We start from the raw sequence: 21,428 nt of genomic DNA, 5'->3' as shown, positions 1-21,428 counted from the left end.
CCGGGGACGAAGTCCCTGGATTGTCTGTGGATTCAGGGCAGGAAGCCGAAGGCAAAGGCAAGCGGCAACGCCGCCAGCGCCAGTTCCACGACGATGGAAACCCAGTTGAAGGGCGTGTTGGCGCCATCCGACATCATCGACAGCAACCGGCCGAAGGCGGTGAACAGCCAGGAGAAGCCGAGCGCCATGTAGATCAGCGGCTGCGCCAGCAGGATGCAGCACAGGCCGACGCCGAGATAGAAGCCCGACATGCGGCCGCGCCCTTCGGCGATCGCCGCCGCCTTCTCCGGCTTGACCTGCAAGCGCAGAATGCGGAAGGCAAGCCCCGGCGCCAGGAAAAGCACCAGGCCGAGCAGCACCGTGACGACGGCGCTCGACCAGGCCAGCCATTCGCCCTGGCTCACCGGCCATGGAAACGCAAAATCCATAATGTCCCCTCGTAAATGCCGCTCTGAAATCGCGGGCATTCTAGCGGAGGAAAAGCCGCGCGCCAGATGGCGGCCGGCACTTTAGGCCAAACGCATCAGGAGAGCGCGAAGGCGACCGCCGCTTCAGCATGGATGCGCGTCGTGTCGAAGACCGGAATGTCGAAATCCTGCTGGCCGATCAACATCGTGATTTCGGTGCAGCCCATGATCACGCTGTCGACATTTTCATCGCGCCGCAGGCGGTTGATCTCAGCGATATAGGCGGTTTTCGATGGCTCGGTGACGATGCCCTGGCAGAGCTCGTCATAGATGATGCGATGGACCATGTCGCGTCCTGCCTGGTCCGGCACGATCGGCTGCAATCCATATGTGTCGGCAAGTCGGCGCTTGTAGAAATCCTGCTCCATGGTGAACCGCGTTGCCAGCAGCGCCGGGCGCCGCATGCCGGCCGCCTTGACCGCGGCTGCGGTTGCGTCGGCGATGTGGGTCAGCGGGATCGACACCGAGGCCTGCACCTGGTCGGCGAGCTTGTGCATGGTGTTGGTGCACAAAAGCAGGCCTTCCGCGCCGGCTGACTCGAGCTTGCGCGCGGCATCGACCAGAAGCGCGCCGGCGCCTTCCCAGTCCCCGTGATGCTGCAGCTCGGCGATCTCGGCGAAGTCGAAGGACCACAGCAGCAATTTCGCCGAATGCAGCCCGCCGAGACGCTGCCTCACCAGATCGTTGAGCAGGCGATAATAGATCGCCGTCGATTCCCAGCTCATGCCGCCCAGAAGGCCAAGGGTTTTCAAAACGGTTTCCTTTCCTTGCAGCGACTTATGATACAGTCCAAGGCGATGTTGAGGGCTACTCGATGAAAACAAAATCCAGCAGCAAAGCACGCAGCGAACTGTGCGCCGTGGTCGCTGAAGCCAGCAAAGGCAGCCCGACAACAATCACCAAGCGGGGACGCCCCGTGGCCATAGTGATATCGATCGAGGACGCCCGTCGACTCTATCCTGAAGAGTTTAGGCAACGTCCCGAACTGAAGGACACGACCAGCAATCCGCGCGAACGCTGAGCGACCTTACAAAAAGCTCTGCGGATCGATGTCGACCTGCACCCGGACCGAGCCGCGCTGCTTCGGCCCGTTGGCGAGCATGGTCCGGATAAACCTTTGCATGTCGGCGCGGCGCTCGCCCTGGATCAGCAGGCGGAAACGGTGACGGCCGCCGAGCAGCGACAGCGGCGCTTCGGCCGGCCCGAGCACGAACAGGTCGGATGCCTCGGGCGCGGCACGGCGCAGGCCGCGTGCATGGCCCTCGGCTTCCGCCCGCGTCACCGCGCTGACGATGACGCCGGCGAGCCGGCCGAAGGGCGGCAGAGCCGCCCGCTCGCGCTCGGAAATCTCGCGCTCGTAGAACGCATCGGCATCGCCGGAGACGATCGCCCGCATCACCGGATGGTCGGGCTGGAAGGTCTGCAGCAGGCCGAGGCTCTTCTTGCCGGTGCGCCCGGCGCGGCCGGTCACCTGGCTGAGCAGTTGGAAGGTGCGCTCGGCGGCGCGCGGATCGCCATTGGCAAGGCCGAGATCGGCATCGACGACACCAACCAAGGTCATGTTCGGGAAATTGTGGCCCTTGGCGACGAGTTGCGTGCCGATGACGATATCGGCCTCGCCATTGGCGATGGCTTCCAGCTCCAGCCGCAGCCGCCGCACGCCGCCCATCAGATCCGACGACAAAACGATGGTGCGCGCATCCGGGAAATGTGTGACGACCTCCTCGGCGATGCGCTCGACGCCCGGCCCGCAGGCGACCAGATGATCGAGCGTGCCGCATTCCGGACAGGCTTCCGGACGGCGCTCATTGTGCCCGCAATGGTGGCAGACCAGTTGGCCGCGAAAGCGGTGCTCGACCAGCCAGGCCGAGCAGACCGGGCAACCGAAGCGGTGGCCGCAGACCCGGCACAGCGTCAGCGGCGCATAGCCGCGCCGGTTGAGGAACAAAAGCGATTGTTCCTTCCTCTCCAGCGTCCGTCGCATATGGTCGAGCAGCACCGGCGACAGGAAGCCGCCGCGCGCCGGCGGCGCGCGCCGCATGTCGATCGCTTTCAGGTCGGGAAGTGCCGCCTCGGCGAAGCGGGCGGACAGCACCGCCCTGGCGTAGCGGCCCTGGCTGGCATTGACGCGGCTCTCGACCGATGGCGTCGCCGATGCCAGCACCACGGGGAAGCCGCCTATATGGCCGCGCACGACAGCCATGTCGCGGGCATTGTAGAAGACGCGGTCTTCCTGCTTGTAGGCGGGGTCGTGCTCCTCGTCGACGACGATCATGCCAAGCTCCTTGAACGGCAGGAACAGCGCCGAGCGCGCGCCGGCCACGACCCGCACGCCGCCTTCCGCCACCTGCCGCCAGACGCGTTCGCGCATCCTCGGCGGCAGGTCGGAGTGCCATTCGGCGGGCTTGGCGCCAAAGCGCTGCTGGAAGCGTTCGAGGAAAGCATGCGTCAACGCGATTTCGGGCAGCAGGATCAGCACCTGCTTGCCCCGGTCGAGTGCCGCCGCCACCGCCTCGAAATAAACCTCCGTCTTGCCCGAACCGGTGACGCCGTCGAGCAGTGCGACGTTGAAGCCACCGCCCGCGACATTGGCTCGCAGCAGCCGTGCGGCTTCGTTCTGGTCGGGCATCAATTCCGGCGCGGCGTAGGCTGGGTCAGGCTCCGCCACCACGGGCCGCGGCGGGATCATCACCGTTTCGAACACACCTTGCGCCTTCAGCCCCTCGATTACCGTCGACGACACGCCGGCCGCATGGGCAAGGCCGGATCGCGTCCAGGCCAGTCCGCCTTCGGCCGTCTCCAGCACGCGGGCCCGCGCATCCGTCATCCGGTCCGGAACGGCCGCGGTTCGCTGCAATCCCTCGATCCACGGTTCCGGATCGAAGGCCTCCGGCGCCCTCAGCAGCATGCGCGCCACCATGCCCGGCGCCGACAGCGTATACTGCGCCACCCAGTCGACGAAACGGCGCATCGCCCGATCGATCGGCGGACAGTCGAAGACCTGTTCGATCGGGCGCAGCTTTTTCGCGTCGACCGTCTCGACCGCGCCGTCCCACACGATGCCGGCGACCTGGCGGGGGCCGAGCGGCACGCGCACGATCGAGCCCGGCACCACCCGCATGCCGGCGGGCACGGCATAGGTGTAGGGGCGTTCGGCCGGCATCGGCACCAGCACCGGTGCGGCTGCGACAAAGGGCGAATCTTCGATCATGAGGCGTGACCTTGCCCCGACTTTGCTCTAGATCAAAGGGCAACGCTGAACGTGCCTTCCCAAGCACGAGGAAATCGTCAGGAGACCGCCATGAAATTTTTTGCCGACACCGCCGACATCAAGGAAATCCGCGAACTGATTGATCTGGGGCTGCTCGACGGCGTCACCACCAACCCGTCGCTGATTCTCAAATCGGGCGGCAAGATCTCCGAGGTCACCAAGCAAATCTGCGACATCGTCGAAGGTCCGGTTTCGGCCGAGGTCGTAGCCACCGAATACAAGCAGATGATGGCGGAGGCCGAGGTGCTGGCCAAGATCGCGCCGAATGTCGCCATCAAGGTGCCGTTGACGCTGGATGGATTGAAGGCCTGCAAGACGATCCGCACCCAGATGAACCGCATGGTCAATGTCACGCTCTGCTTCTCGGCCAACCAGGCGCTGCTCGCCGCCAAGGCAGGCGCCTCCTTCATCTCGCCCTTCGTCGGCCGCATCGACGATACCGGCTCGGACGGCATGGAAGTGATCCAGGAGATCCGTCAGATCTACGACAATTACGATTTCCAGACCGAGATCCTGACGGCTTCCGTGCGCACCGTGAACCACGTCAAGCAGGCGGCGCTCATCGGCGCCGATATCGTCACCGCGCCGCCCGCGACACTGAAGGCGCTGGTCAACCACCCGCTGACCGACAAGGGTCTTGCCGCCTTCCTCGCCGACTGGGCCAAGACCGGCCAGAAAATCGGCTGAGCGAGCTTATATCCGACACAAAAAAAGGCCGGGCAACCGGCCTTTTTTCGTGCGCTGCGGATCAAGAGGCCGGTCAGTCCGTGCCGTCATCCTCAGCTGCGGTTACCGGCGGGCGCCGGCCCATGATGATCTCGCGCTTGCCGACATGGTTTGGTGCACCGACCAGACCCTCCTTCTCCATGCGCTCGACCAGGGACGCGGCGCGGTTATAGCCGATGCCGAGGCGGCGCTGAATGTAGGACGTCGAGCACTTCTTGTCGCGCAACACCACCTTGACCGCCTCGTCATAGCTGGTATCGCCGTCCTCCGCCGCAACGGCGCCCTTGTCGAAGACCGCGCCCTCATCGCCTTCGTCTTCCTCTTCATCCTCGTCGGCCGTCACGGTTTCCAGGTATTCGGGGCGACCCTGCGCCTTCAGATGCGCCACGACATGCTCGACCTCCACGTCGGAGACAAACGGGCCGTGCACGCGGGCGATGCGCCCGCCGCCCATCATATGCAGCATGTCGCCCTGACCCAGCAGCTGCTCGGCGCCCTGCTCGCCAAGGATGGTGCGGCTGTCGATCTTGGAAGTGACCTGGAAGGAAATCCGGGTCGGGAAATTGGCCTTGATCGTGCCCGTGATGACATCGACCGAGGGGCGCTGCGTCGCCATGATCAGGTGGATGCCGGCCGCGCGCGCCATCTGCGCCAGGCGCTGGATGGCGCCTTCGATCTCCTTGCCGGCGACCATCATCAGGTCGGCCATCTCGTCGACGATGACGACGATGTAAGGCATTGGCGCGAGGTCGATTTCCTGCTGCTCGAAGAGCGGCTCGCCGGTGCCTTTTTCGAAGCCCGCCTGCACGGTCATGACGACCGTCTCGCCGTTTTCGCGGGCAGCGGCGGCGCGCTGATTGTAGCCGTCGATATTGCGCACGCCGAGCCGCGCCATCTTGCGATAGCGGTCCTCCATCTCGCGCACCGCCCATTTGAGCGCGGTAACGGCCTTTTTTGGATCGGTGACGACCGGGGTCAGAAGATGCGGGATGCCGTCATAGACGGAGAGTTCGAGCATCTTGGGATCGACCATGATCAGCCGGCATTCCTCCGGCTTCAGCCGGTAGAGCAGCGACAGGATCATCGTGTTGATGGCAACCGACTTGCCGGAACCGGTGGTGCCGGCAACGAGCAAGTGGGGCATCTTTGCCAGTTCGGCGATGACAGGCTCACCGCCGATCGTCTTGCCGAGGCAGAGCGCCAGCTTGCAGCCGGTCTTGCGGAAGCCCTCCGATTCGATCAGCTCGCGGAAATAGACGGTTTCGCGCGCCTCGTTCGGAAGCTCGATGCCGATGACGTTGCGGCCCGGCACGACGGCGACGCGCGCCGAGATCGCCGACATGGAGCGGGCGATGTCGTCGGCAAGACCGATGACGCGGGAGGATTTGACGCCCGGAGCCGGCTCGAATTCATAGAGGGTGACGACCGGGCCGGGTCGAACATGGATGATCTCGCCGCGCACGCCAAAGTCCTCGAGCACGCTTTCCAGAAGGTCGGCATTCTGCTCGAGCCGCTCCTGCGACATGTAGAAGCCTTGTCCCTCCGGCGGCTGCTGCAACAATTCTTCCGAGGGAAGTTCGTACGTCTCGCCCGTCGCGGTCGGCACGATCCTGCGGACCAGTGGTGCTCGCGACGATGCGCGCGCGGCCGGAGCCGGTACGGCTTGCTCCAAACTTTGCGTGACCAGTGCCGGAACGGCATTGCTTGCGACGGCGGGAATTGCGGCCGGAGTCCGGGCTTGCTGCGGCACGCGGTTCGCCGCCGGCTGAACCGCGGCCTGGTTGGAGTTGGCCGGACGGACATCCGGCGCGGCGGACGGAGCTGGCGACCCCGGAAGGCATTCGATGACACGGAACAACGCGGTCGGATCGGCCGTTGGCGCGTGGCGGTTGTCGATCCGCTCGGTGACCACAGGCGCGGTCGTGCGTGCAACCGGAACGGCCCGCGGCGCGGGTGACGGGCCTTCGACCAAATAGGGCGCCATGACCTCGAAAAAGACGTGATCCGACAGATAGGGCCAGCGCACATTTTCGCGGCTCGGCGTCTTGACCGGGGCTGTCGCTGCTTGGGCGGACGCTGCCGGTGCGGATGCCCGCGCCGCCGCAGTCATCCTGTGGCCCGCAGGCGTAGCGGCGGCCCGCGCCTTTTCGCCGGCATGCCCTGACGGAACCGGCGCCGGGGCCGGTTGCACCACGGCTCTGTTGCCGACGGGCGGCCTGGCGGCGCCCGAAGAAAGGTTTCGGCTTGGTATTGGCGCCGATGAAGACGTCCCAGCCGCGGTGGATTGGCCAGGTGCCTGCGGTGCTGGTGATTCGCTTTGCTCGACGGCAATCGCCTGGTCCCGCGGACGGCGCGTGCTGGCTTCATAGTCCGGCGTGCGCGTAAACCGCACATTGGGCGCCAGGAAGAAATAGTCTTGCCAGGCAGGGCTTTCGTTGCCGCCGAGATCGACAGGGGATGGGGAAGGGCCGGCTCCTGCTGCTCTTGCCCGCTGGCTGTCCGCCTTGTTGTCCACACCCGTGAAACGCTTCACCCCGGGGTCATCGGGCGACGCTGCCTTCAATGAACTGACCCGAGGAAAACGCTTGGATTCCATGCTCAAGACTCACGCTGAAATGTCTGCTGAGCAATAGAGAGCGAGTGGTTAACAGTTGCTTCCCGTCGGCCCCCCAAGAGCGGCGAAGCGTGACTTTCACAGCGGTGTCGGACGATCGGACCCGTGCGGCCGATCGTCATCCCACGATCGTCAACACACCCGCGTGCTTCGGCTAAAGGCGAACGGAGAACCGGCTCCGGAGCCGTGGCAAAGGCGGCCTTCAGGCACCAGATTGTTATGCCACCATGAAACGGAGAGCGGCGCTAACCGGCCGTCTTGCCGTGCCGTGCGAGATCCTGGGCGATGGACAGTTGCAGCGCGTTGGCAAGCTCGCGCGCGGCGCGGTTCTCGGCATCGATCTGTGCCCGGTACGCGGCGAATTCCTGGCGCGGCCTGTCGAAGGACGAAGTGATCGCCCGCTTGCCGGTCGCGATCACCGCCCCGGTTTTGGCATCGGTCAGCCTGTAGCCGGCGGTCAGCGTCACCGAACCGGCGGTCGGCTCGTCCTGGTCGGTTCCGACCTGCACGAGCGCCGAGGATTCAACGGCTTCGGTCACGCCGAGGTCGAGCGAGTAGGCCGGCGATGCCGGTTCGCCGGCGCCGCGCCCAAATCCGAAGATCAAATTGTTGCGCACCTGCTGGCCGTAACGCGTCCTGACCGGTTTGATGGCGATCGACGCCAGTTCGGCATTGGCGCTCGAGCCGGTCGACAGCGGCGCGCTCGAGTAGAGCGGCCGCACCTGGCAGGCCGAAACGAGCGCAAGCGAGCCGACAAGGCCGGCAAGCGCGGCACGGCGCAGCAAACGGCTCAGCTCTGTCTTTTCCCGATCAGGCAACGACATTGACGATCCTCTGCGGCACGATGATCACCTTGCGCGGAGCCTTGCCTTCGAGCGCCTTCTGCACGAAGTCGAGAGCGAGCACGGCTTTTTCGACCGCACCTTGGTCCGCGTCGCGGGCAATTGTCAAATCCCCGCGCTTCTTGCCGTTGACCTGGACCGGATAGGTGACCTCATTGTCGACGACCAGCGCCGGGTCGAAGATCGGCCACGGCCGTTCGGCGACCAGATCGGCACCGCCGAGCGCCTCCCAGCATTCCTCGGCCAGATGCGGCATGATCGGCGCGATCAGGTGCACGAGCACCTCCACGGCCTCCCGGCAGGCGCCTTTGAGCGCGGCATCGGCCTTGCCTTCGGCCACCTCATTGAGCGGCGTGGTCAGCACGTTGGCGAGTTCGTAGATGCGGGCGATGGCGCGGTTGAATGCGAGTTTCTCGATGTCTTCGCCGACCGCTTTCAGGATCTTGTGCGTGGCCTTGGAAACCGCCCCGGCTTCACCGCCACCGCCCGCTATGGGTGCGATGCCGGCCAGCGATTCGGCCGCGGTCGAGACCAGGCGCCAGATGCGCTGCATGAAGCGATGCGCGCCGGCGGCGCCGTCGTCGGTCCATTCGACGTCGCGTTCGGGCGGCGAATCCGACAGCATGAACCAGCGCGCGGTGTCGGCGCCGTAGCCGTCGGTGATGTCTTCCGGGCTGACCGTGTTCTTCTTCGACTTCGACATCTTTTCCAGGGAGCCGATCTCCGCCGTCTCGCCCGTGGCGATCTCGACGGCGCGGCGCTTGCCGTCGACGTCCTCCAGCCGCACCTCGGTCGGCGCCAGCCAGCGCCCGTTCGATGCCGATCCCACGCGATAGGTCTCGTGCACCACCATGCCTTGCGTGAACAGGCCCTTGAACGGCTCGGCCAGGTCGAGATGGCCGGTCTCGCGCATGGCCCGGGTGAAGAAGCGCGAATAGAGCAGATGCAGGATCGCGTGCTCGATGCCGCCGATATACTGGTCGACGGCCAGCCACTCGTTCGCCGCCTTCGGGTCGGTCGGCTCGTTCGCCCAGGGCGCGGTGAAGCGGGCGAAATACCAGGACGAATCGACGAACGTGTCCATCGTGTCGGTTTCGCGCCGCGCATCCTTGCCGCATTGCGGGCATTTGACATGCCGCCAGGTCGGGTGGCGGTCCAGCGGGTTGCCTGGGCGGTCGAACTCGACATCGTCGGGCAGCTTCACCGGCAGGTCTGCCTTCGGCACCGGCACCACGCCGCAATCCTCGCAATGGATCATCGGGATCGGGCAGCCCCAGTAGCGCTGGCGCGAAATGCCCCAGTCGCGCAGGCGGAAGTTGACCTTGCGCTCGGCCATCGGCCGGTTGCCGATCGTCTTCTGCTCCAGCAGCTTCGCCACCTCGTCGAACGCCCGCTCCGGCTTCATGCCATCGAGGAAGCGCGAATTGATCATCACGCCGTCGTCGACATAGGCTTCCTTGATGACCTGGAAGGTCTTGGGATCAGCCCCTTCCGGCATCACCACCGGGATCACCGGCAGGCCGTATTTGTTGGCGAAGTCGAGGTCGCGCTGGTCGCCGGACGGGCAGCCGAAGATGGCGCCGGTGCCGTAGTCCATCAGCACGAAATTGGCGACGTAGACCGGCAGCGTCCAGTTCTCGTCGAACGGATGCACGACACGGATGCCGGTGTCGAAGCCCTTCTTCTCGGCCGTCTCCAGCGCCGCCACCGAAGTGCCCATATGGCGGACTTCGTCGATGAAGCTCGCCAGCGCCGGATTGGTCTCGGCGGCCTTCCTGGCCAGCGGATGGTCGGCGGCGACCGCCATGAAGGAGGCGCCGAAGATGGTGTCGGGCCTGGTCGTATAGACTTCCAGCTCCTGCTCGCCGGCGACGGGAGCCGCCAGCGGCCAGCGGATCAGCAGACCTTCCGAACGGCCGATCCAATTGTGCTGCATCAGCTTGACCTTCTCGGGCCATTCGTCGAGGCGATCGAGCGAATCCAGGAGATCCTGCGCAAAATCGGTTATCCTGAAGAACCATTGCGTCAGCTCGCGTTGTTCGACCAGCGCGCCCGAGCGCCAGCCGCGCCCGTCGATGACCTGCTCGTTGGCGAGCACCGTCATGTCCTCCGGATCCCAATTGACCTTCGAGGATTTGCGCGTCACCAGGCCTTTCTCGACAAAGTCGAGGAACAGCATCTGCTGGCGGTGGTAGTAGTCGACATCGCAAGTCGCGAATTCGCGCGCCCAGTCCAGCGACAGGCCCATGACCTTGAGCTGTTCGCGCATGGTGGCGATGTTCTGGTAGGTCCATTCCTTGGGATGGACCTTGTTCTGCATCGCCGCGTTCTCGGCCGGCATGCCGAAGGCGTCCCAGCCCATCGGATGCAGCACGTTGAAACCCTTGGCCCGCTTGTAGCGCGCCACCACATCGCCCATCGTATAGTTGCGCGTATGCCCGATATGGATGCGTCCCGATGGATAGGGGAACATCTCCAGCACGTAGTATTTCGGGCGCGGATCATCGTTGTGCGCCTCAAACAGCTTCCTGTCGGCCCAGGCCTTCTGCCATTTGGGCTCTGACGCGCGCGGATTGTATCGTTCGGTTGCCATGGGACGTTTTTCACTTAAAAAGCATGCGGACTGCGGGCGACAGCTCGGCAGTCCATTGGATGTGGTCCGGGTGTTCACCATGGTTTGGCAAACCCGTCAACCATATGGGTATCGCGTCTGGAAAAAACGCGGTCAAAACAGCGGGATTTGGACATGGGCGACGCCGTTCAGCAGGTTTTAGCGGTCAAGGCGAAGATCGCCGCCGCCGAGCGCGAAGCCCGGCGCGACGCTGGCGCAGTGACGCTGGTCGCGGTTTCCAAAACCTTTGACGCCGCCGACATCAGGCCCGTCATCGAGGCAGGTCAGCGCGTCTTCGGCGAGAACCGGGTGCAGGAAGCGCAGGGCAAGTGGCCGGCGCTGAAAGAGGCTTTCCCCGATGTCGAACTGCATCTGATCGGACCGCTGCAATCGAACAAGGCCAGGGAAGCCGTGGCGCTGTTCGACGTCATCGAGACGGTCGATCGCGAGAAGATCGCCGCCGAACTCGCCAAGGAGATCGCCCGGCAAGGCCGGGCGCCAAAGCTCTACGTCCAGGTCAACACCGGCTCCGAGCCGCAGAAGGCCGGCATCGAGCCGCGCGACGCCGTGACCTTCGTCGCCCGCTGCCGCGATGTCCACGGCCTCGCCATCGAAGGCCTGATGTGCATTCCGCCGGCGGACGAGAACCCCGGCCCGCATTTCGCCCTGCTGGAAAAATTGGCGCGGGAGGCAGGCGTCGCCAAACTGTCGATGGGCATGTCCGGCGATTACGAGACGGCCATCGCCTTCGGCGCCACCAGTGTCAGGGTCGGTTCGGCGATCTTCGGCAGTCGATAAAACCGTCCGCCCTGGGTTGGCCCTGTCGTCTGTGAGTTCTAAGCCTGTGATACACAGACGGACTGAACACATCTTGCGAGTCAAGCGAGGAGTAGTCTTCTTGAGCTGGCAGCTGCGGGACGCAAGAAACAACCTCTCGAAGCTGGTAAGACAGTCGCGCGAAAAAGGGCCGCAAACCATTACGGTGCGAGGGCAGCCATCTGCCGTGGTGCTAGCGGTTGAGGACTACGAACGGTGGGTTGGCGCAAAGCCCTCCCTTGCGCAATATCTTCTCTCCGTCCTCGTCTGGGATGACGAATTTGTCGAGGAGGTCAATCGCCGCCCGAACACAATGATCCGAGCGGTCCATCTCTGACAAGTTTCTGTCACCGGCAAGATGGTCCAGTTCTACCGGCTGATTACGCCAGCGCTGGAAACGAAACGTACCGTTCCTATTTGATCTGTGTCATCACAAATCTCTGGAGCTTTCGCCATGCATTACAACCAGCTTGGAAATACGGGGATGTTCGTCTCCGAACTCTGCCTCGGCACCATGACCTTCGGTGCAGCCGGCCAGAATGCCCAATGGGGCCTGATCGCCAGTCTCGACCAGAAAGGCGTCAACGAGATCGTCGGCCGCTCGCTCGCCGCCGGGGTCAATTTCTTCGACACGGCCGATGTCTATTCCTTCGGCGAATCCGAGCGCCTGCTCGGCCAGTCGCTCAGGGATCTCGGCGTTGACAGGTCGAGCGTGGTCGTCGCCACCAAGGTTCACGGCGCCATGGGCGAAGGCCCGAACCAGCGCGGCTCCTCGCGCGGCCACATCATGGACTCGGTCGATGCCAGCCTGGAACGGCTGCAGCTCGATCATATCGATCTCTATCAGTTGCACGGAACCGACGCGGTGACGCCGATCGATGAGACGCTCAGGGCACTGGACGATCTCGTCGCCAGCGGCAAGGTCCGCTATGTCGGCGTATCCAACTGGCAGGCCTGGCGCATCGCCAAGGCGCTTGGCATAGCCGACCGCAAGGGCTTTGCCCGCTTCGAGACCATCCAGTCCTATTACTCGATCGCCGGTCGTGATCTCGAGCGCGAGATCGTGCCGCTGATCAACGAGGAGAAGCTCGGTCTTATGGTCTGGTCGCCGATGGCCGGCGGACTGCTGTCCGGCAAATACGGCCCTGGTGCGCCCGGCAATGGCGAGGGCCGCCGCGCCTCCTTCAACTTCCCACCGGTCAACGAGGACCGCGCCTGGGCGGCGGTCGCGGTCATGCGCGAGATCGCCAAAAAGCATGACGTCAGCGTCGCTACCGTGGCACTAGGCTATGTCCTGGCCAAGCCCTTCGTGATGAGCGTGATCATCGGCGCCAGCCGCATGGATCAGCTCGAACAGAACCTTGCCGCCACGAACCTCAAACTTGATACCGATGATCTCGCCAGACTGGACGAGGTGAGCGCGCTGCCGGCCGAATATCCCGGCTGGATGCTGGAGCGGCAGGCGGCCGGCCGGCGGCCGGCGCCGTTCGTGCCGAAGGCCTGATCGCTTTTCGAGCTTGCTTCGAAGCCGCGTGCCTTAGGTACGCGGCTTCTCAGTTAGAGCAATTCCAAGAAAAGTGTGTGCGGTTTTCTGTCCAGAATTGCGTCAAAACAAAGAGTTAGAGCGGTTCGCCGTTTCCACGAAACGGTGAACTGCTCTAGAGGCGAACGGCCTCCGAGAGAAAATCGAGAAAAGCCCGCACCCGCGCAGGCAGATGCTTGCCCTGGCCGACATAGACGGCATGGGTGGCCTCCTCGTCGCCTGGGTTGAATTCCTCCAGCAACGGGACGAATGCCCCGGCGTCGATGTCCGGCTGGACATGCCAGCGCGCCAGCCTAGCGATTCCGCCTCCCGCCAGCGCGATCCGCCGCATCGCCTCGCCGTCGGTCAGCGTTGCGTTTCCGACAACCGGGACGATGACCGGCGCACCTGCCGCATCGACAAAAGGCCAGCCGTCTATATGCCGCGCAAAGCCGAAGGCCAGCATATTGTGACGCCCGAGATCGGCCAGCGTGCGCGGCGTCCCACGCGCTTCGACATAGGAGGGTGCCGCGACCAGCACCATCCGGCTCTGCCCCAGTTTGCGCGCTACCAGCCGTGACTCGCGCAAGGGCCCGGCGCGTATCGCCACATCGGCGCGCTCCTCCAGAAGGTCGATCACGCTGTCTGTCAGCACGGCGTCGACGGAAATCTCGGGATAACGCTCCAGAAACCGAGGCAGCAGCGACATCAGCCGGTGGTGGCCGAACGGCACGTAGCTGTTGACCCTCAACCGGCCGCGCGGCGCCGCCCCGGCGGCCGCCTCGCGCTCGGCCGCGTCCATGTCGGCGAGGATGCGCATGCCGCTGTCGTAGAAAGCAGTGCCTTCCGGCGTCAGTTGCAGCTTGCGCGTCGAGCGGGTGACCAGCCGCGCGCCGAGCCTAGCCTCCAGCCGCGCGATCAATTTGCTCACCGCGGACGGGGTCATGCGCAAGGCACGTGCCGCCGCCGAAAAGCTGCCCGCCTCGACGACGCGCACAAACACTTCGATCTCGCCGGAACGATTGATGTCGGATCTCGCCATCTGTGAATCTATTTCACAGAAAGTATGCCTGGAGCAAGTCTGGTTCACATCGCATGGCCACACGATCTTCCCGGTCGGGGCGCGGCCTGGACAGGGCGCCCGTCACCGCCGAAGTGGAAACATCATGCCTCTCGCTCTCTATGCTCTCGCCGCCGGCGCCTTCGGCATCGGCGTCACCGAATTCGTCATCATGGGCCTGCTCATCGACGTCAGCAAAGATCTCGGCGTCTCGATCTCGGCCGCCGGCCAACTGATTTCCGGCTATGCGCTGGGCGTCGTCATCGGAGCACCTCTGCTGACGATCGCCACCGGCAACTGGCCGCGCAAGACGGTGCTTCTGGCGCTGATGGCGATCTTCACCATTGGCAACCTGGCCTGTGCGCTGGCGCCTGATTATTGGACATTGATGGGCGCGCGCGTCATCACCGCCTTTGCCCATGGCACCTTCTTCGGCGTCGGCTCGGTGGTCGCCACCGGATTGGTCGCGCCCAACAAGAAGGCGTCGGCGATCGCGCTCATGTTCACCGGCCTGACCATCGCCAACATTCTCGGCGTTCCCTTCGGCACCTGGCTCGGCCAGGCTTTCGGCTGGCGCGCCACCTTCTGGGCGGTGACCGCGGTCGGTCTCGCGGCCTTTGCCGTCATCCTGGCACTGGTGCCGCGCAATCGGACAGCTCCCGAGAAGAGCGACCTGCGCGCCGATCTCGCCGTGCTGCGCCGTACGCCCGTCCTGCTCGGCTTCGCCACCACCGTTCTCGGCTATGCCGGCGTCTTCGCCGTCTTCACCTATATCGCCCCGTTGCTGACCGAGATCAGCGGCTTCAAGGAAGCGGCCGTTTCGCTGATCCTGCTCGTCTTCGGCGGCGGCCTCATCGCCGGCAATATCGCCGGCGGCAAGATCGCCGACCGCTGGCTGGTGCCGGCGGTGCTCGGCAGTCTTGTGGTGCTCGCCCTGGTTCTGGCGACCATGAGCTTTGCTATCCACAGCCAGGTGTTGGCCGTGATCTATGTCGGCCTGCTGGGCGCCGCCGCCTTCGCCACCGTGGCGCCTTTGCAGATGTGGGTGCTGGAAAAGGCCCAAGGTGCTGGCCAGAGCCTCGCCTCGTCCTTCAACATCGCCGCCTTCAACCTCGGCAACGCGGCCGGCGCTTGGCTCGGCGGCGCGGTCATTGCCCAAGGTCTTGGCCTGGGTTCGCTCACCTGGGTCGCCGCGCTGCTGCCGGTCGCGGCACTCGCCGTGGCGGGACTGGCCCTGCGTCTCGACCGCGGCACCGCGCTCGGCGCGCCCGTCTGCGTTCGGTCGTGAAGCTCGCCGGCAAAGCCGGATCGATTCGACTTCTTTCAAAATCACAAGGAGTAAGAAAATGGACTATCGAAATCTTGGCGCATCGGGCCTGAAGGTGCCGGTGCTCTCGTTCGGAGCGGGAACCTTCGGCGGTTCCGGCCCGCTGTTCGGCGCATGGGGCAACAGCGACGCCAGGGAAGCGCGGCGGCTGGTCGACATTTGCCTCGAGGCCGGCGTCAATCTGTTCGACACCGCCGATGTCTATTCGAACGGCGCCTCGGAAGAGGTGCTCGGCGAGGCGATCAAGGGCCGGCGCGATGCCGTGCTGATCTCGACCAAGACCTCGCTGCCGATGGGCGACGGGCCGGCCGACTATGGTTCCTCGCGTTCGCGGCTGATCAAGGCCGTCGACGCCGCGCTGAAGCGGCTCGGCACCGATTACATCGACCTGTTGCAACTGCACGCCTTCGATGCCGGCACGCCGATCGAGGAAGTGCTATCGACGCTGGACGGCCTCGTGCGCGCCGGCAAATTGCGCTATGTCGGGGTCTCCAATTTCTCCGGCTGGCAGGTGATGAAATCGCTCGGGCTGGCCGACAGGCACGGCTATCCGCGCTATGTCGCGCATCAGGTCTACTATTCGCTGGTCGGCCGCGACTATGAATGGGAGCTGATGCCGCTTGGCCTCGACCAGGGCGTCGGCGCGCTGGTCTGGAGCCCGCTCGGCTGGGGCCGCCTGACCGGCAAGATCCGTCGCGGCCAGCCTCTGCCGGAGAAAAGCCGGCTGCACGACACCGCGAGCTTCGGACCGCCGGTCGAGGACGAGCATCTCTACCGGGTCATGGAGGCCCTCGATGCAGTGGCGCAGGAGACAGGCAGGACCGTGCCGCAGATCGCCATCAACTGGCTGTTGCAGCGCCCCACCGTGTCGTCCGTCATCATCGGCGCCCGCAACGAGGAGCAGTTGCGCCAGAACCTCGGCGCCGTCGGCTGGGCGCTAACGCCGGAGCAGATCGGGAAGCTCGATGCGGCAAGCGAAGTCACCGCGCCCTACCCTTATTTTCCCTATCGCCGCCAGGAGGCCTTCGCCCGGCTGAGCCCGCCGGCGGTTTGAGCGTGTCCGATTGCTAGAGCCGAAGATTAGCGGGGCGGCGCCCCCCTCTGTCCTGCCGGACATCTCCCCCACGGGGGGAGATTGGATGTCACCTCGGCTTTCGCCAATTTCCAACGTGAAGGGATGGCGCTGTTAGCAAAGCTGCCGATCTCCCCCCCCGGTGGGGGAGATGTCCGGCAGGACAGAGGGGGGCGCCGTAGAGTGCCGACCTTACGGCCTCGGAGCAGCGGCCCCTAATGCAGCACGAATTCGCCGTCCACCTTGCGCCACTCGTTGGGCGCGATGAGCTTCTGGTGCGTGTAGCTGACCGAATGCAGCGGCCCCTCGAGCTTGGTCTTCCAGAACTCGATGAAGCGGATCAGCACCGGAAACTTCGGCGCGATGTCGTAGTCCTGCCATATGAAGCTCTGCAACAGATGCGGATGGTCTGGGAAATGATAAAGGATATTGGCCGTAGTCAGGCCATAGCCCCGCAGCATCAGGTCCATTTCAAGCTGGTCGCGCATTTTTGCTCCCCGGGTTGATTCTCCTTCCTCCCAACAATGGATTGTGCGCGCGGTTGCTTAACCGTCTATTGATTTTTTCTTGATCGAAACCGGCTTTAGCACGCGAAAACATGAAGTTAGCAGCGGTCCGGTGCAAGTGCTGACAGCAGCCGCGGACCCATGTGCGGCATCCCGCCGCGCAAACCCAACGTCTAATGTTGCCGTCATCGCGGAACTGTTAATAATGCGCGCGAATTCGCGGCCGCGTCGCCGCGATCCCGCTGGCGGTTCAAGCCGGCGTTAGTTTCGGGAGGAAAAGCAGGAAATGTCCGAGGTTCATGTCCACCGCGTTCAGCCGGCCTGGAAGAAGAATGCGCTGATCGACAACGACACCTATCTCAAATGGTACGCCGACAGCGTGAAGAATCCGGACAGGTTCTGGAGCAAGCACGGCAAGCGCATCGACTGGTTCAAACCCTTCTCCAAGGTCAGGAACGCCTCCTTCGACGGCAAGGTCTCCATCAAATGGTTCGAGGACGGCCAGACCAATGTTTCCTACAACTGCATCGACCGCCACCTGAAGAAGCGCGGCGACCAGACCGCCATCATCTGGGAAGGCGACAACCCCTACGACGACCGCAAGATCACCTACAATGAGCTCTATGCGCATGTCTGCCGCTTCGCCAACGTGCTGAAGAAGCACGGCGTCAAGAAGGGCGACCGCGTCACCCTCTATATGCCCATGATCCCGGAAGCGGCCTATGCGATGCTCGCCTGCACGCGTATCGGCGCCATCCACTCGGTCGTCTTCGGCGGCTTTTCGCCCGACGCGCTCGCCGGCCGCATCGACGATTGCAAGTCGACCATCGTCATCACCGCTGACGAGGGCCTGCGCGGCGGCAAGCCGATCCCGTTGAAGGAGAACACCGACAAGGCGATCGAGATCGCGGCAAAAGCCGGTACCAGGGTCGAAAAGGTAGTGGTGGTCCGCCGCACCGGCGGCAAGATCGGCTGGGCGCCGGGCCGCGACGTCTGGTACCACGAAGAGGCCGCGACCGTTAAGGCTGAGTGCAAGCCGGAGAAGATGAAGGCGGAGGATCCGCTGTTCATCCTCTATACGTCGGGTTCGACCGGCAAGCCGAAAGGCGTGCTGCACACCACGGCGGGTTATCTCGTCTACGTCTCGATGACGCACCAATATGTCTTCGACTATCATGAAGGCGACATCTACTGGTGCACCGCGGATGTCGGCTGGGTCACCGGCCACAGCTACATCGTCTACGGGCCGCTCGCCAACGGCGCCACCACGCTGATGTTCGAGGGCGTGCCCAACTACCCCTCGCAGTCGCGCTTCTGGGAAGTCATCGACAAGCACCAGGTCAACATCTTCTACACCGCGCCGACGGCGCTGCGCGCCCTGATGGGCGCCGGCGACAACCATGTGAAAAAGGCCTCGCGCAAATCGCTGCGCGTGCTGGGGTCGGTCGGCGAACCGATCAATCCGGAGGCCTGGGAGTGGTATTTCAACGTCGTCGGCAACGCCAAGGTGCCGATCGTCGACACCTGGTGGCAGACCGAGACCGGCGGCATCATGATCACGCCGCTGCCGGGCGCCACCGACCTCAAGGCTGGCTCGGCCACGCGGCCCTTCTTCGGTGTCAAGCCGCAACTGGTCGACGGCGAGGGCAAGGTGCTTGAAGGAGCCGCCGACGGCAATCTATGCATCACCGAGTCCTGGCCCGGCCAGATGCGCACCGTCTATGGCGATCACGACCGCTTCGTGCAGACCTATTTTTCGACCTACAAGGGCAAGTACTTCACCGGCGACGGCTGCCGCCGCGATGCCGACGGCTATTACTGGATCACCGGCCGGGTCGATGACGTCATCAACGTCTCCGGCCACCGCATGGGCACGGCCGAGGTCGAATCCGCATTGGTCAGCCATGACAAGGTTTCGGAAGCCGCCGTCGTCGGTTATCCCCACGACATCAAGGGCCAGGGCATCTACTGCTACGTCACGCTGATGGCCGGCGAGACGCCGAGCGAGGACTTGCGCAAGGAACTCCTCGCCCATGTCCGCAAGGAGATCGGCGCCATTGCCACGCCCGACAAGATCCAGTTCGCACCCGGCCTGCCCAAGACCCGCTCGGGCAAGATCATGCGGCGCATCCTGCGCAAGATTGCCGAGGACGATTTCGGCGCCCTTGGCGATACCTCGACGCTCGCCGATCCGGCCGTCGTCGACGACCTCGTCGCCAACCGCCAGAACAAGAAAGGCTGACACCGGCCATGGCCGCGATAGGCAGCGTTGCCGAACTCTGGCGCTATCCGGCGAGTTCGCTCGCCGGCGAACGCCTGGAGACGATCGCGGTCGGCACCGAGAGCATCGAGGGCGACCGCATGTTCGGCCTAGTCGATGCCTCCGACAATGAGATCGCCCGTCCCGATCGCGAGCCGAAGTGGCACAAGGTGCCGCGCATCCGCACCCGGCTGACTGGCGACCGCAGGCTCGAGATCGCGATTCCCGGCGCAGATTGGCTGGCGGCGCCCGGCGCCGAAAGCGACCGTGCCGTTTCCGACTATCTAGGCTTTCCGGCCTCGATCCGTCCGTTCGGCCTGGAGAACGCTCCGCCGGCCTATTCCGGCCCGTTGACCGAGGCGCGCTACCGCAAGGCGCCGATCCATCTGTTGACCACCGCCTCCCTGGCGCGCCTGAAGGCGCTGCATCCGCAAGGCACTCCCGATCCGCGCCGCTTTCGTCCCAACATCGTCATCGACATGGCGGCGGTCGAAGGCACTTTCCCCGAAACCGAATGGATCGGCAGGAAACTCGCCGTCGGCGACCTGCTGTTGACCATTTCCGAGCCGTGCCGCCGCTGCGGCTTCACCATCATCGCCCAGGACGGTTTCGACGACGATCCGGCGATCCTGCGCAATCTGGTGCGTCATAACGCGCACAATCTCGGCGTCTACTGCACCGTCGACCGCGCGGCCAGCGTCAAGGTCGGCGACGGGATGCGATTCGCCTGAATTACCGGTAAAGGTCCGCCCGCGTCGGCGGCAAGCCGCTCGGGCCCCGCGTCCGCTTGGTGGCGACCGTCTGGAAAATCTGCGCCGAGGCACGATCGAAGGCGAACGAACAGCCGGCCAGGTAAAGCAGCCACAGCCGCGCCTTGGCTTCTCCCACTTCGGCGATGGCCTCGTCGAAGCGCGCATGCAGGCGCTCTGCCCACAGCCGGCAGGTGCGGGCGTAGTGCTCGCGCAGATTCTCGACGTCGTGGACGAGGAAGCCGTGTGCTTCCAGATTGCCGCACGTCATGCCGATCGTGTCGATCTCGCCACCCGGGAAGATGTATTTGATCAGCGCCTTGTATTCCGAGCCCTTGCGCAAGGTCTTCTTCATGCTGCCCTTGCTGCGCCTGGTGATGGCATGATGCAGATAGATGCCGCCCGGCTTGAGCAGGCGATGGACGGTCGAGAAGTAGGCGGCGTGGTTGGTCAGCCCCAGATGCTCGAACATGCCTATCGAGGATATCTTGTCGAAGCTTCCAGTGAGCTCGGCATAGGATTTTATCTCGATTGTGATCCGGTCCTCCAGCCCCTCGGCCCGAATGCGTTCGCGGGCGAGTCCGGTCTGGGCCTCCGACAACGAGACGCCATGGCCGACGACGCCATGATGCTTCGCCGCATGGATCAGCATCGCGCCCCAGCCGCAGCCGATATCGAGCAGGCGGTCGCCAGGCTTCAGCCGGAGCTTGCGGCAGATATGCTCGAGCTTGTCGGCCTGGGCCTGGTCGATGTCATTGGCGAAATCCTTGAAATACCCGCAGCTGTAGACCATGCGCTCGTCGAGGAAGAGCCGGTAGAAGGCGTTCGATATGTCGTAGTGATGCTGGATCGCCTGCTTGTTGGAGCCGCTGACAAAGGGATTTTGCCCGGCGAGATCGGCGCGTTGCGTCATCTGCCTTCGCGAGAACAGCACGGCCGGCAGGTCGCGCATGATCGCGAGCTTCGGCAGCGCCTTGAACCGCAGCTTGCCTCGTGAAGGCAGCGCGTAGAGGTCAAACAGCGACCCCTCCTCCACGTCGACCGCCTTGGAAATCCACATCTCGACCAGCGTCGAGAAATTTGGCCGGCGGGCCAGTTGCCAGACGATGTCCTGGTCGTTGATGGCAAGCACCGGGCCGCCGGCCGGACCGATGCGCTCGCCGGTCCAAAGCCTGACGGCAAAGCCCGGCTTCAACGCCTCGACGACCGTGCGAACGATGCGTGCTGCTCTTCCGGTAGCGTCCATGCCGTCCCCCCTGCATTCGGTAGGCCGATCTTGTCCGCTTGAACCCCTGGCCGCAACCCGCTTGCACGAAAGGACGCGGCCAAGCCGGAAAAACGTCTTTTTCCATCCGGCGTCTTGTCTTTTGCTGCAACGCACCCCATCATCAGTGCGTGTTCAACAAACTGAAAGGAGGTGATCCGATGTCGAGTGATTTCGTTTTCCAGAACGTGGCCTCAGCGGATTGCACTTTCGGGAAGCAGTCTTCCCGTTAAGGCGCGAGATGCGCGGCGGGCGACCCCTCGGGTTGCCGCCAGGAGCCGCGCCATGGACGGAAACACGGAAGGCCGCCGGCTTCGAAAG

General features: G+C 64.3%; 18 protein-coding genes. 9 read left to right on the top strand and 9 right to left on the bottom strand.

Annotated features, from left to right (window positions below):
• Positions 1–32 precede the first annotated feature (32 nt).
• The gene (locus FJ426_RS23115) at positions 33–428 is read right to left on the bottom strand and encodes a DUF4345 family protein (RefSeq protein ID WP_140518245.1); all 396 of its coding nucleotides are present in this window, start codon (positions 426–428) and stop codon (positions 33–35) included.
• Between the two features lie 95 nt (positions 429–523).
• On the bottom strand, positions 524–1,219 hold the full coding sequence (locus FJ426_RS23110; protein ID WP_140560742.1) for an aspartate/glutamate racemase family protein: 696 nt from the start codon (positions 1,217–1,219) through the stop codon (positions 524–526).
• Between the two features lie 62 nt (positions 1,220–1,281).
• On the opposite strand from FJ426_RS23110, the gene FJ426_RS23105 reads away from it, so the two are divergent.
• Positions 1,282–1,488 carry a type II toxin-antitoxin system prevent-host-death family antitoxin gene (locus FJ426_RS23105; RefSeq protein WP_140492958.1) on the top strand — a complete coding sequence of 69 codons (207 nt, stop codon included), beginning with the start codon at positions 1,282–1,284 and terminating at the stop codon, positions 1,486–1,488.
• Between the two features lie 6 nt (positions 1,489–1,494).
• Here FJ426_RS23105 and FJ426_RS23100 read toward each other — a convergent pair whose 3' ends face one another.
• Positions 1,495–3,678 (bottom strand): primosomal protein N', encoded by a 2,184-nt coding sequence (locus tag FJ426_RS23100; protein WP_140560741.1) that lies wholly within the window; start codon positions 3,676–3,678, stop codon positions 1,495–1,497.
• A gap of 90 nt (positions 3,679–3,768) precedes the next feature.
• Between FJ426_RS23100 and fsa the strand changes: the two genes are divergently transcribed.
• Positions 3,769–4,425 (top strand): fructose-6-phosphate aldolase, encoded by a 657-nt coding sequence (fsa, locus tag FJ426_RS23095; protein ID WP_140518241.1) that lies wholly within the window; start codon positions 3,769–3,771, stop codon positions 4,423–4,425.
• 73 nt (positions 4,426–4,498) lie between these two features.
• On the opposite strand, the gene FJ426_RS23090 is transcribed toward fsa, so the two are convergent.
• The 3 genes from FJ426_RS23090 to leuS form a co-directional block, all read right to left on the bottom strand.
• Positions 4,499–7,060, bottom strand: a complete 2,562-nt coding sequence (locus FJ426_RS23090) for a DNA translocase FtsK (protein WP_140560740.1) — start codon at positions 7,058–7,060, stop codon at positions 4,499–4,501.
• A gap of 263 nt (positions 7,061–7,323) precedes the next feature.
• Positions 7,324–7,902, bottom strand: coding sequence for an LPS assembly lipoprotein LptE (lptE, locus tag FJ426_RS23085; protein ID WP_140518239.1), 579 nt, complete (start codon positions 7,900–7,902; stop codon positions 7,324–7,326).
• The gene (gene leuS, locus FJ426_RS23080) at positions 7,889–10,513 is read right to left on the bottom strand and encodes a leucine--tRNA ligase (RefSeq protein ID WP_140560739.1); all 2,625 of its coding nucleotides are present in this window, start codon (positions 10,511–10,513) and stop codon (positions 7,889–7,891) included. The genes lptE and leuS overlap by 14 nt, the downstream gene beginning before the upstream one ends.
• A gap of 153 nt (positions 10,514–10,666) precedes the next feature.
• Between leuS and FJ426_RS23075 the strand changes: the two genes are divergently transcribed.
• The 3 genes from FJ426_RS23075 to FJ426_RS23065 all read left to right on the top strand — a co-directional run bounded on the left by FJ426_RS23075 (position 10,667) and on the right by FJ426_RS23065 (position 12,851).
• A complete protein-coding gene (locus FJ426_RS23075; RefSeq protein WP_140560738.1) occupies positions 10,667–11,329 on the top strand; it encodes a YggS family pyridoxal phosphate-dependent enzyme in 663 nt (220 codons plus the stop codon).
• A 100-nt stretch (positions 11,330–11,429) separates the two neighbouring features.
• Positions 11,430–11,684: a type II toxin-antitoxin system Phd/YefM family antitoxin gene (locus tag FJ426_RS23070; protein WP_140492937.1), complete on the top strand. Its 255-nt coding sequence runs from the start codon at positions 11,430–11,432 to the stop codon at positions 11,682–11,684.
• 117 nt (positions 11,685–11,801) lie between these two features.
• Complete coding sequence (locus FJ426_RS23065; protein ID WP_140492934.1) at positions 11,802–12,851, top strand: aldo/keto reductase; 1,050 nt, start codon at positions 11,802–11,804, stop codon at positions 12,849–12,851.
• 154 nt (positions 12,852–13,005) lie between these two features.
• Here the strand turns inward: FJ426_RS23065 and FJ426_RS23060 are convergent, their stop codons facing one another.
• Complete coding sequence (locus tag FJ426_RS23060) at positions 13,006–13,911, bottom strand: LysR family transcriptional regulator (protein ID WP_140492931.1); 906 nt, start codon at positions 13,909–13,911, stop codon at positions 13,006–13,008.
• A 124-nt stretch (positions 13,912–14,035) separates the two neighbouring features.
• Between FJ426_RS23060 and FJ426_RS23055 the strand changes: the two genes are divergently transcribed.
• Both FJ426_RS23055 and FJ426_RS23050 read left to right on the top strand, forming a co-directional pair.
• A complete protein-coding gene (locus FJ426_RS23055; RefSeq protein WP_140560737.1) occupies positions 14,036–15,217 on the top strand; it encodes an MFS transporter in 1,182 nt (393 codons plus the stop codon).
• A gap of 58 nt (positions 15,218–15,275) precedes the next feature.
• Positions 15,276–16,310: an aldo/keto reductase gene (locus tag FJ426_RS23050; protein WP_140560736.1), complete on the top strand. Its 1,035-nt coding sequence runs from the start codon at positions 15,276–15,278 to the stop codon at positions 16,308–16,310.
• A gap of 233 nt (positions 16,311–16,543) precedes the next feature.
• On the opposite strand, the gene FJ426_RS23040 is transcribed toward FJ426_RS23050, so the two are convergent.
• Positions 16,544–16,816 (bottom strand): usg protein, encoded by a 273-nt coding sequence (locus FJ426_RS23040; protein WP_140492921.1) that lies wholly within the window; start codon positions 16,814–16,816, stop codon positions 16,544–16,546.
• Between the two features lie 304 nt (positions 16,817–17,120).
• On the opposite strand from FJ426_RS23040, the gene acs reads away from it, so the two are divergent.
• Together acs and FJ426_RS23030 are read left to right on the top strand one after the other, a co-directional pair.
• On the top strand, positions 17,121–19,076 hold the full coding sequence (acs, locus tag FJ426_RS23035; protein ID WP_140560735.1) for an acetate--CoA ligase: 1,956 nt from the start codon (positions 17,121–17,123) through the stop codon (positions 19,074–19,076).
• An 8-nt stretch (positions 19,077–19,084) separates the two neighbouring features.
• Positions 19,085–19,825 carry an MOSC domain-containing protein gene (locus FJ426_RS23030; protein ID WP_140492915.1) on the top strand — a complete coding sequence of 247 codons (741 nt, stop codon included), beginning with the start codon at positions 19,085–19,087 and terminating at the stop codon, positions 19,823–19,825.
• Position 19,826: 1 nt separating this feature from the next.
• Here FJ426_RS23030 and FJ426_RS23025 read toward each other — a convergent pair whose 3' ends face one another.
• Positions 19,827–21,089: a cyclopropane-fatty-acyl-phospholipid synthase family protein gene (locus FJ426_RS23025; protein ID WP_140825529.1), complete on the bottom strand. Its 1,263-nt coding sequence runs from the start codon at positions 21,087–21,089 to the stop codon at positions 19,827–19,829.
• Positions 21,090–21,428 lie beyond the last annotated feature (339 nt).

Origin of the sequence: Mesorhizobium sp. B2-6-4, from assembly GCF_006441495.1 — a bacterium.
Lineage (GTDB): Bacteria > Pseudomonadota > Alphaproteobacteria > Rhizobiales > Rhizobiaceae > Mesorhizobium.
This window is presented reverse-complemented; position numbering and strand designations above follow the sequence as displayed.

Coding starts and splice junctions, on each gene's coding strand:
- FJ426_RS23100 (WP_140560741.1), bottom strand. CDS start 3,678: ATGATCGAAGATTCGCCCTTTGTCGCAGCCGCACCGGTGCTGGTGCCG.
- FJ426_RS23040 (WP_140492921.1), bottom strand. CDS start 16,816: ATGCGCGACCAGCTTGAAATGGACCTGATGCTGCGGGGCTATGGCCTG.
- FJ426_RS23075 (WP_140560738.1), top strand. CDS start 10,667: ATGGGCGACGCCGTTCAGCAGGTTTTAGCGGTCAAGGCGAAGATCGCC.
- acs (WP_140560735.1), top strand. CDS start 17,121: ATGTCCGAGGTTCATGTCCACCGCGTTCAGCCGGCCTGGAAGAAGAAT.
- FJ426_RS23115 (WP_140518245.1), bottom strand. CDS start 428: ATGGATTTTGCGTTTCCATGGCCGGTGAGCCAGGGCGAATGGCTGGCC.
- fsa (WP_140518241.1), top strand. CDS start 3,769: ATGAAATTTTTTGCCGACACCGCCGACATCAAGGAAATCCGCGAACTG.
- FJ426_RS23055 (WP_140560737.1), top strand. CDS start 14,036: ATGCCTCTCGCTCTCTATGCTCTCGCCGCCGGCGCCTTCGGCATCGGC.
- leuS (WP_140560739.1), bottom strand. CDS start 10,513: ATGGCAACCGAACGATACAATCCGCGCGCGTCAGAGCCCAAATGGCAG.
- FJ426_RS23050 (WP_140560736.1), top strand. CDS start 15,276: ATGGACTATCGAAATCTTGGCGCATCGGGCCTGAAGGTGCCGGTGCTC.
- FJ426_RS23030 (WP_140492915.1), top strand. CDS start 19,085: ATGGCCGCGATAGGCAGCGTTGCCGAACTCTGGCGCTATCCGGCGAGT.
- FJ426_RS23025 (WP_140825529.1), bottom strand. CDS start 21,089: ATGGACGCTACCGGAAGAGCAGCACGCATCGTTCGCACGGTCGTCGAG.
- FJ426_RS23090 (WP_140560740.1), bottom strand. CDS start 7,060: ATGGAATCCAAGCGTTTTCCTCGGGTCAGTTCATTGAAGGCAGCGTCG.
- FJ426_RS23060 (WP_140492931.1), bottom strand. CDS start 13,911: ATGGCGAGATCCGACATCAATCGTTCCGGCGAGATCGAAGTGTTTGTG.
- FJ426_RS23105 (WP_140492958.1), top strand. CDS start 1,282: ATGAAAACAAAATCCAGCAGCAAAGCACGCAGCGAACTGTGCGCCGTG.
- FJ426_RS23065 (WP_140492934.1), top strand. CDS start 11,802: ATGCATTACAACCAGCTTGGAAATACGGGGATGTTCGTCTCCGAACTC.
- lptE (WP_140518239.1), bottom strand. CDS start 7,902: ATGTCGTTGCCTGATCGGGAAAAGACAGAGCTGAGCCGTTTGCTGCGC.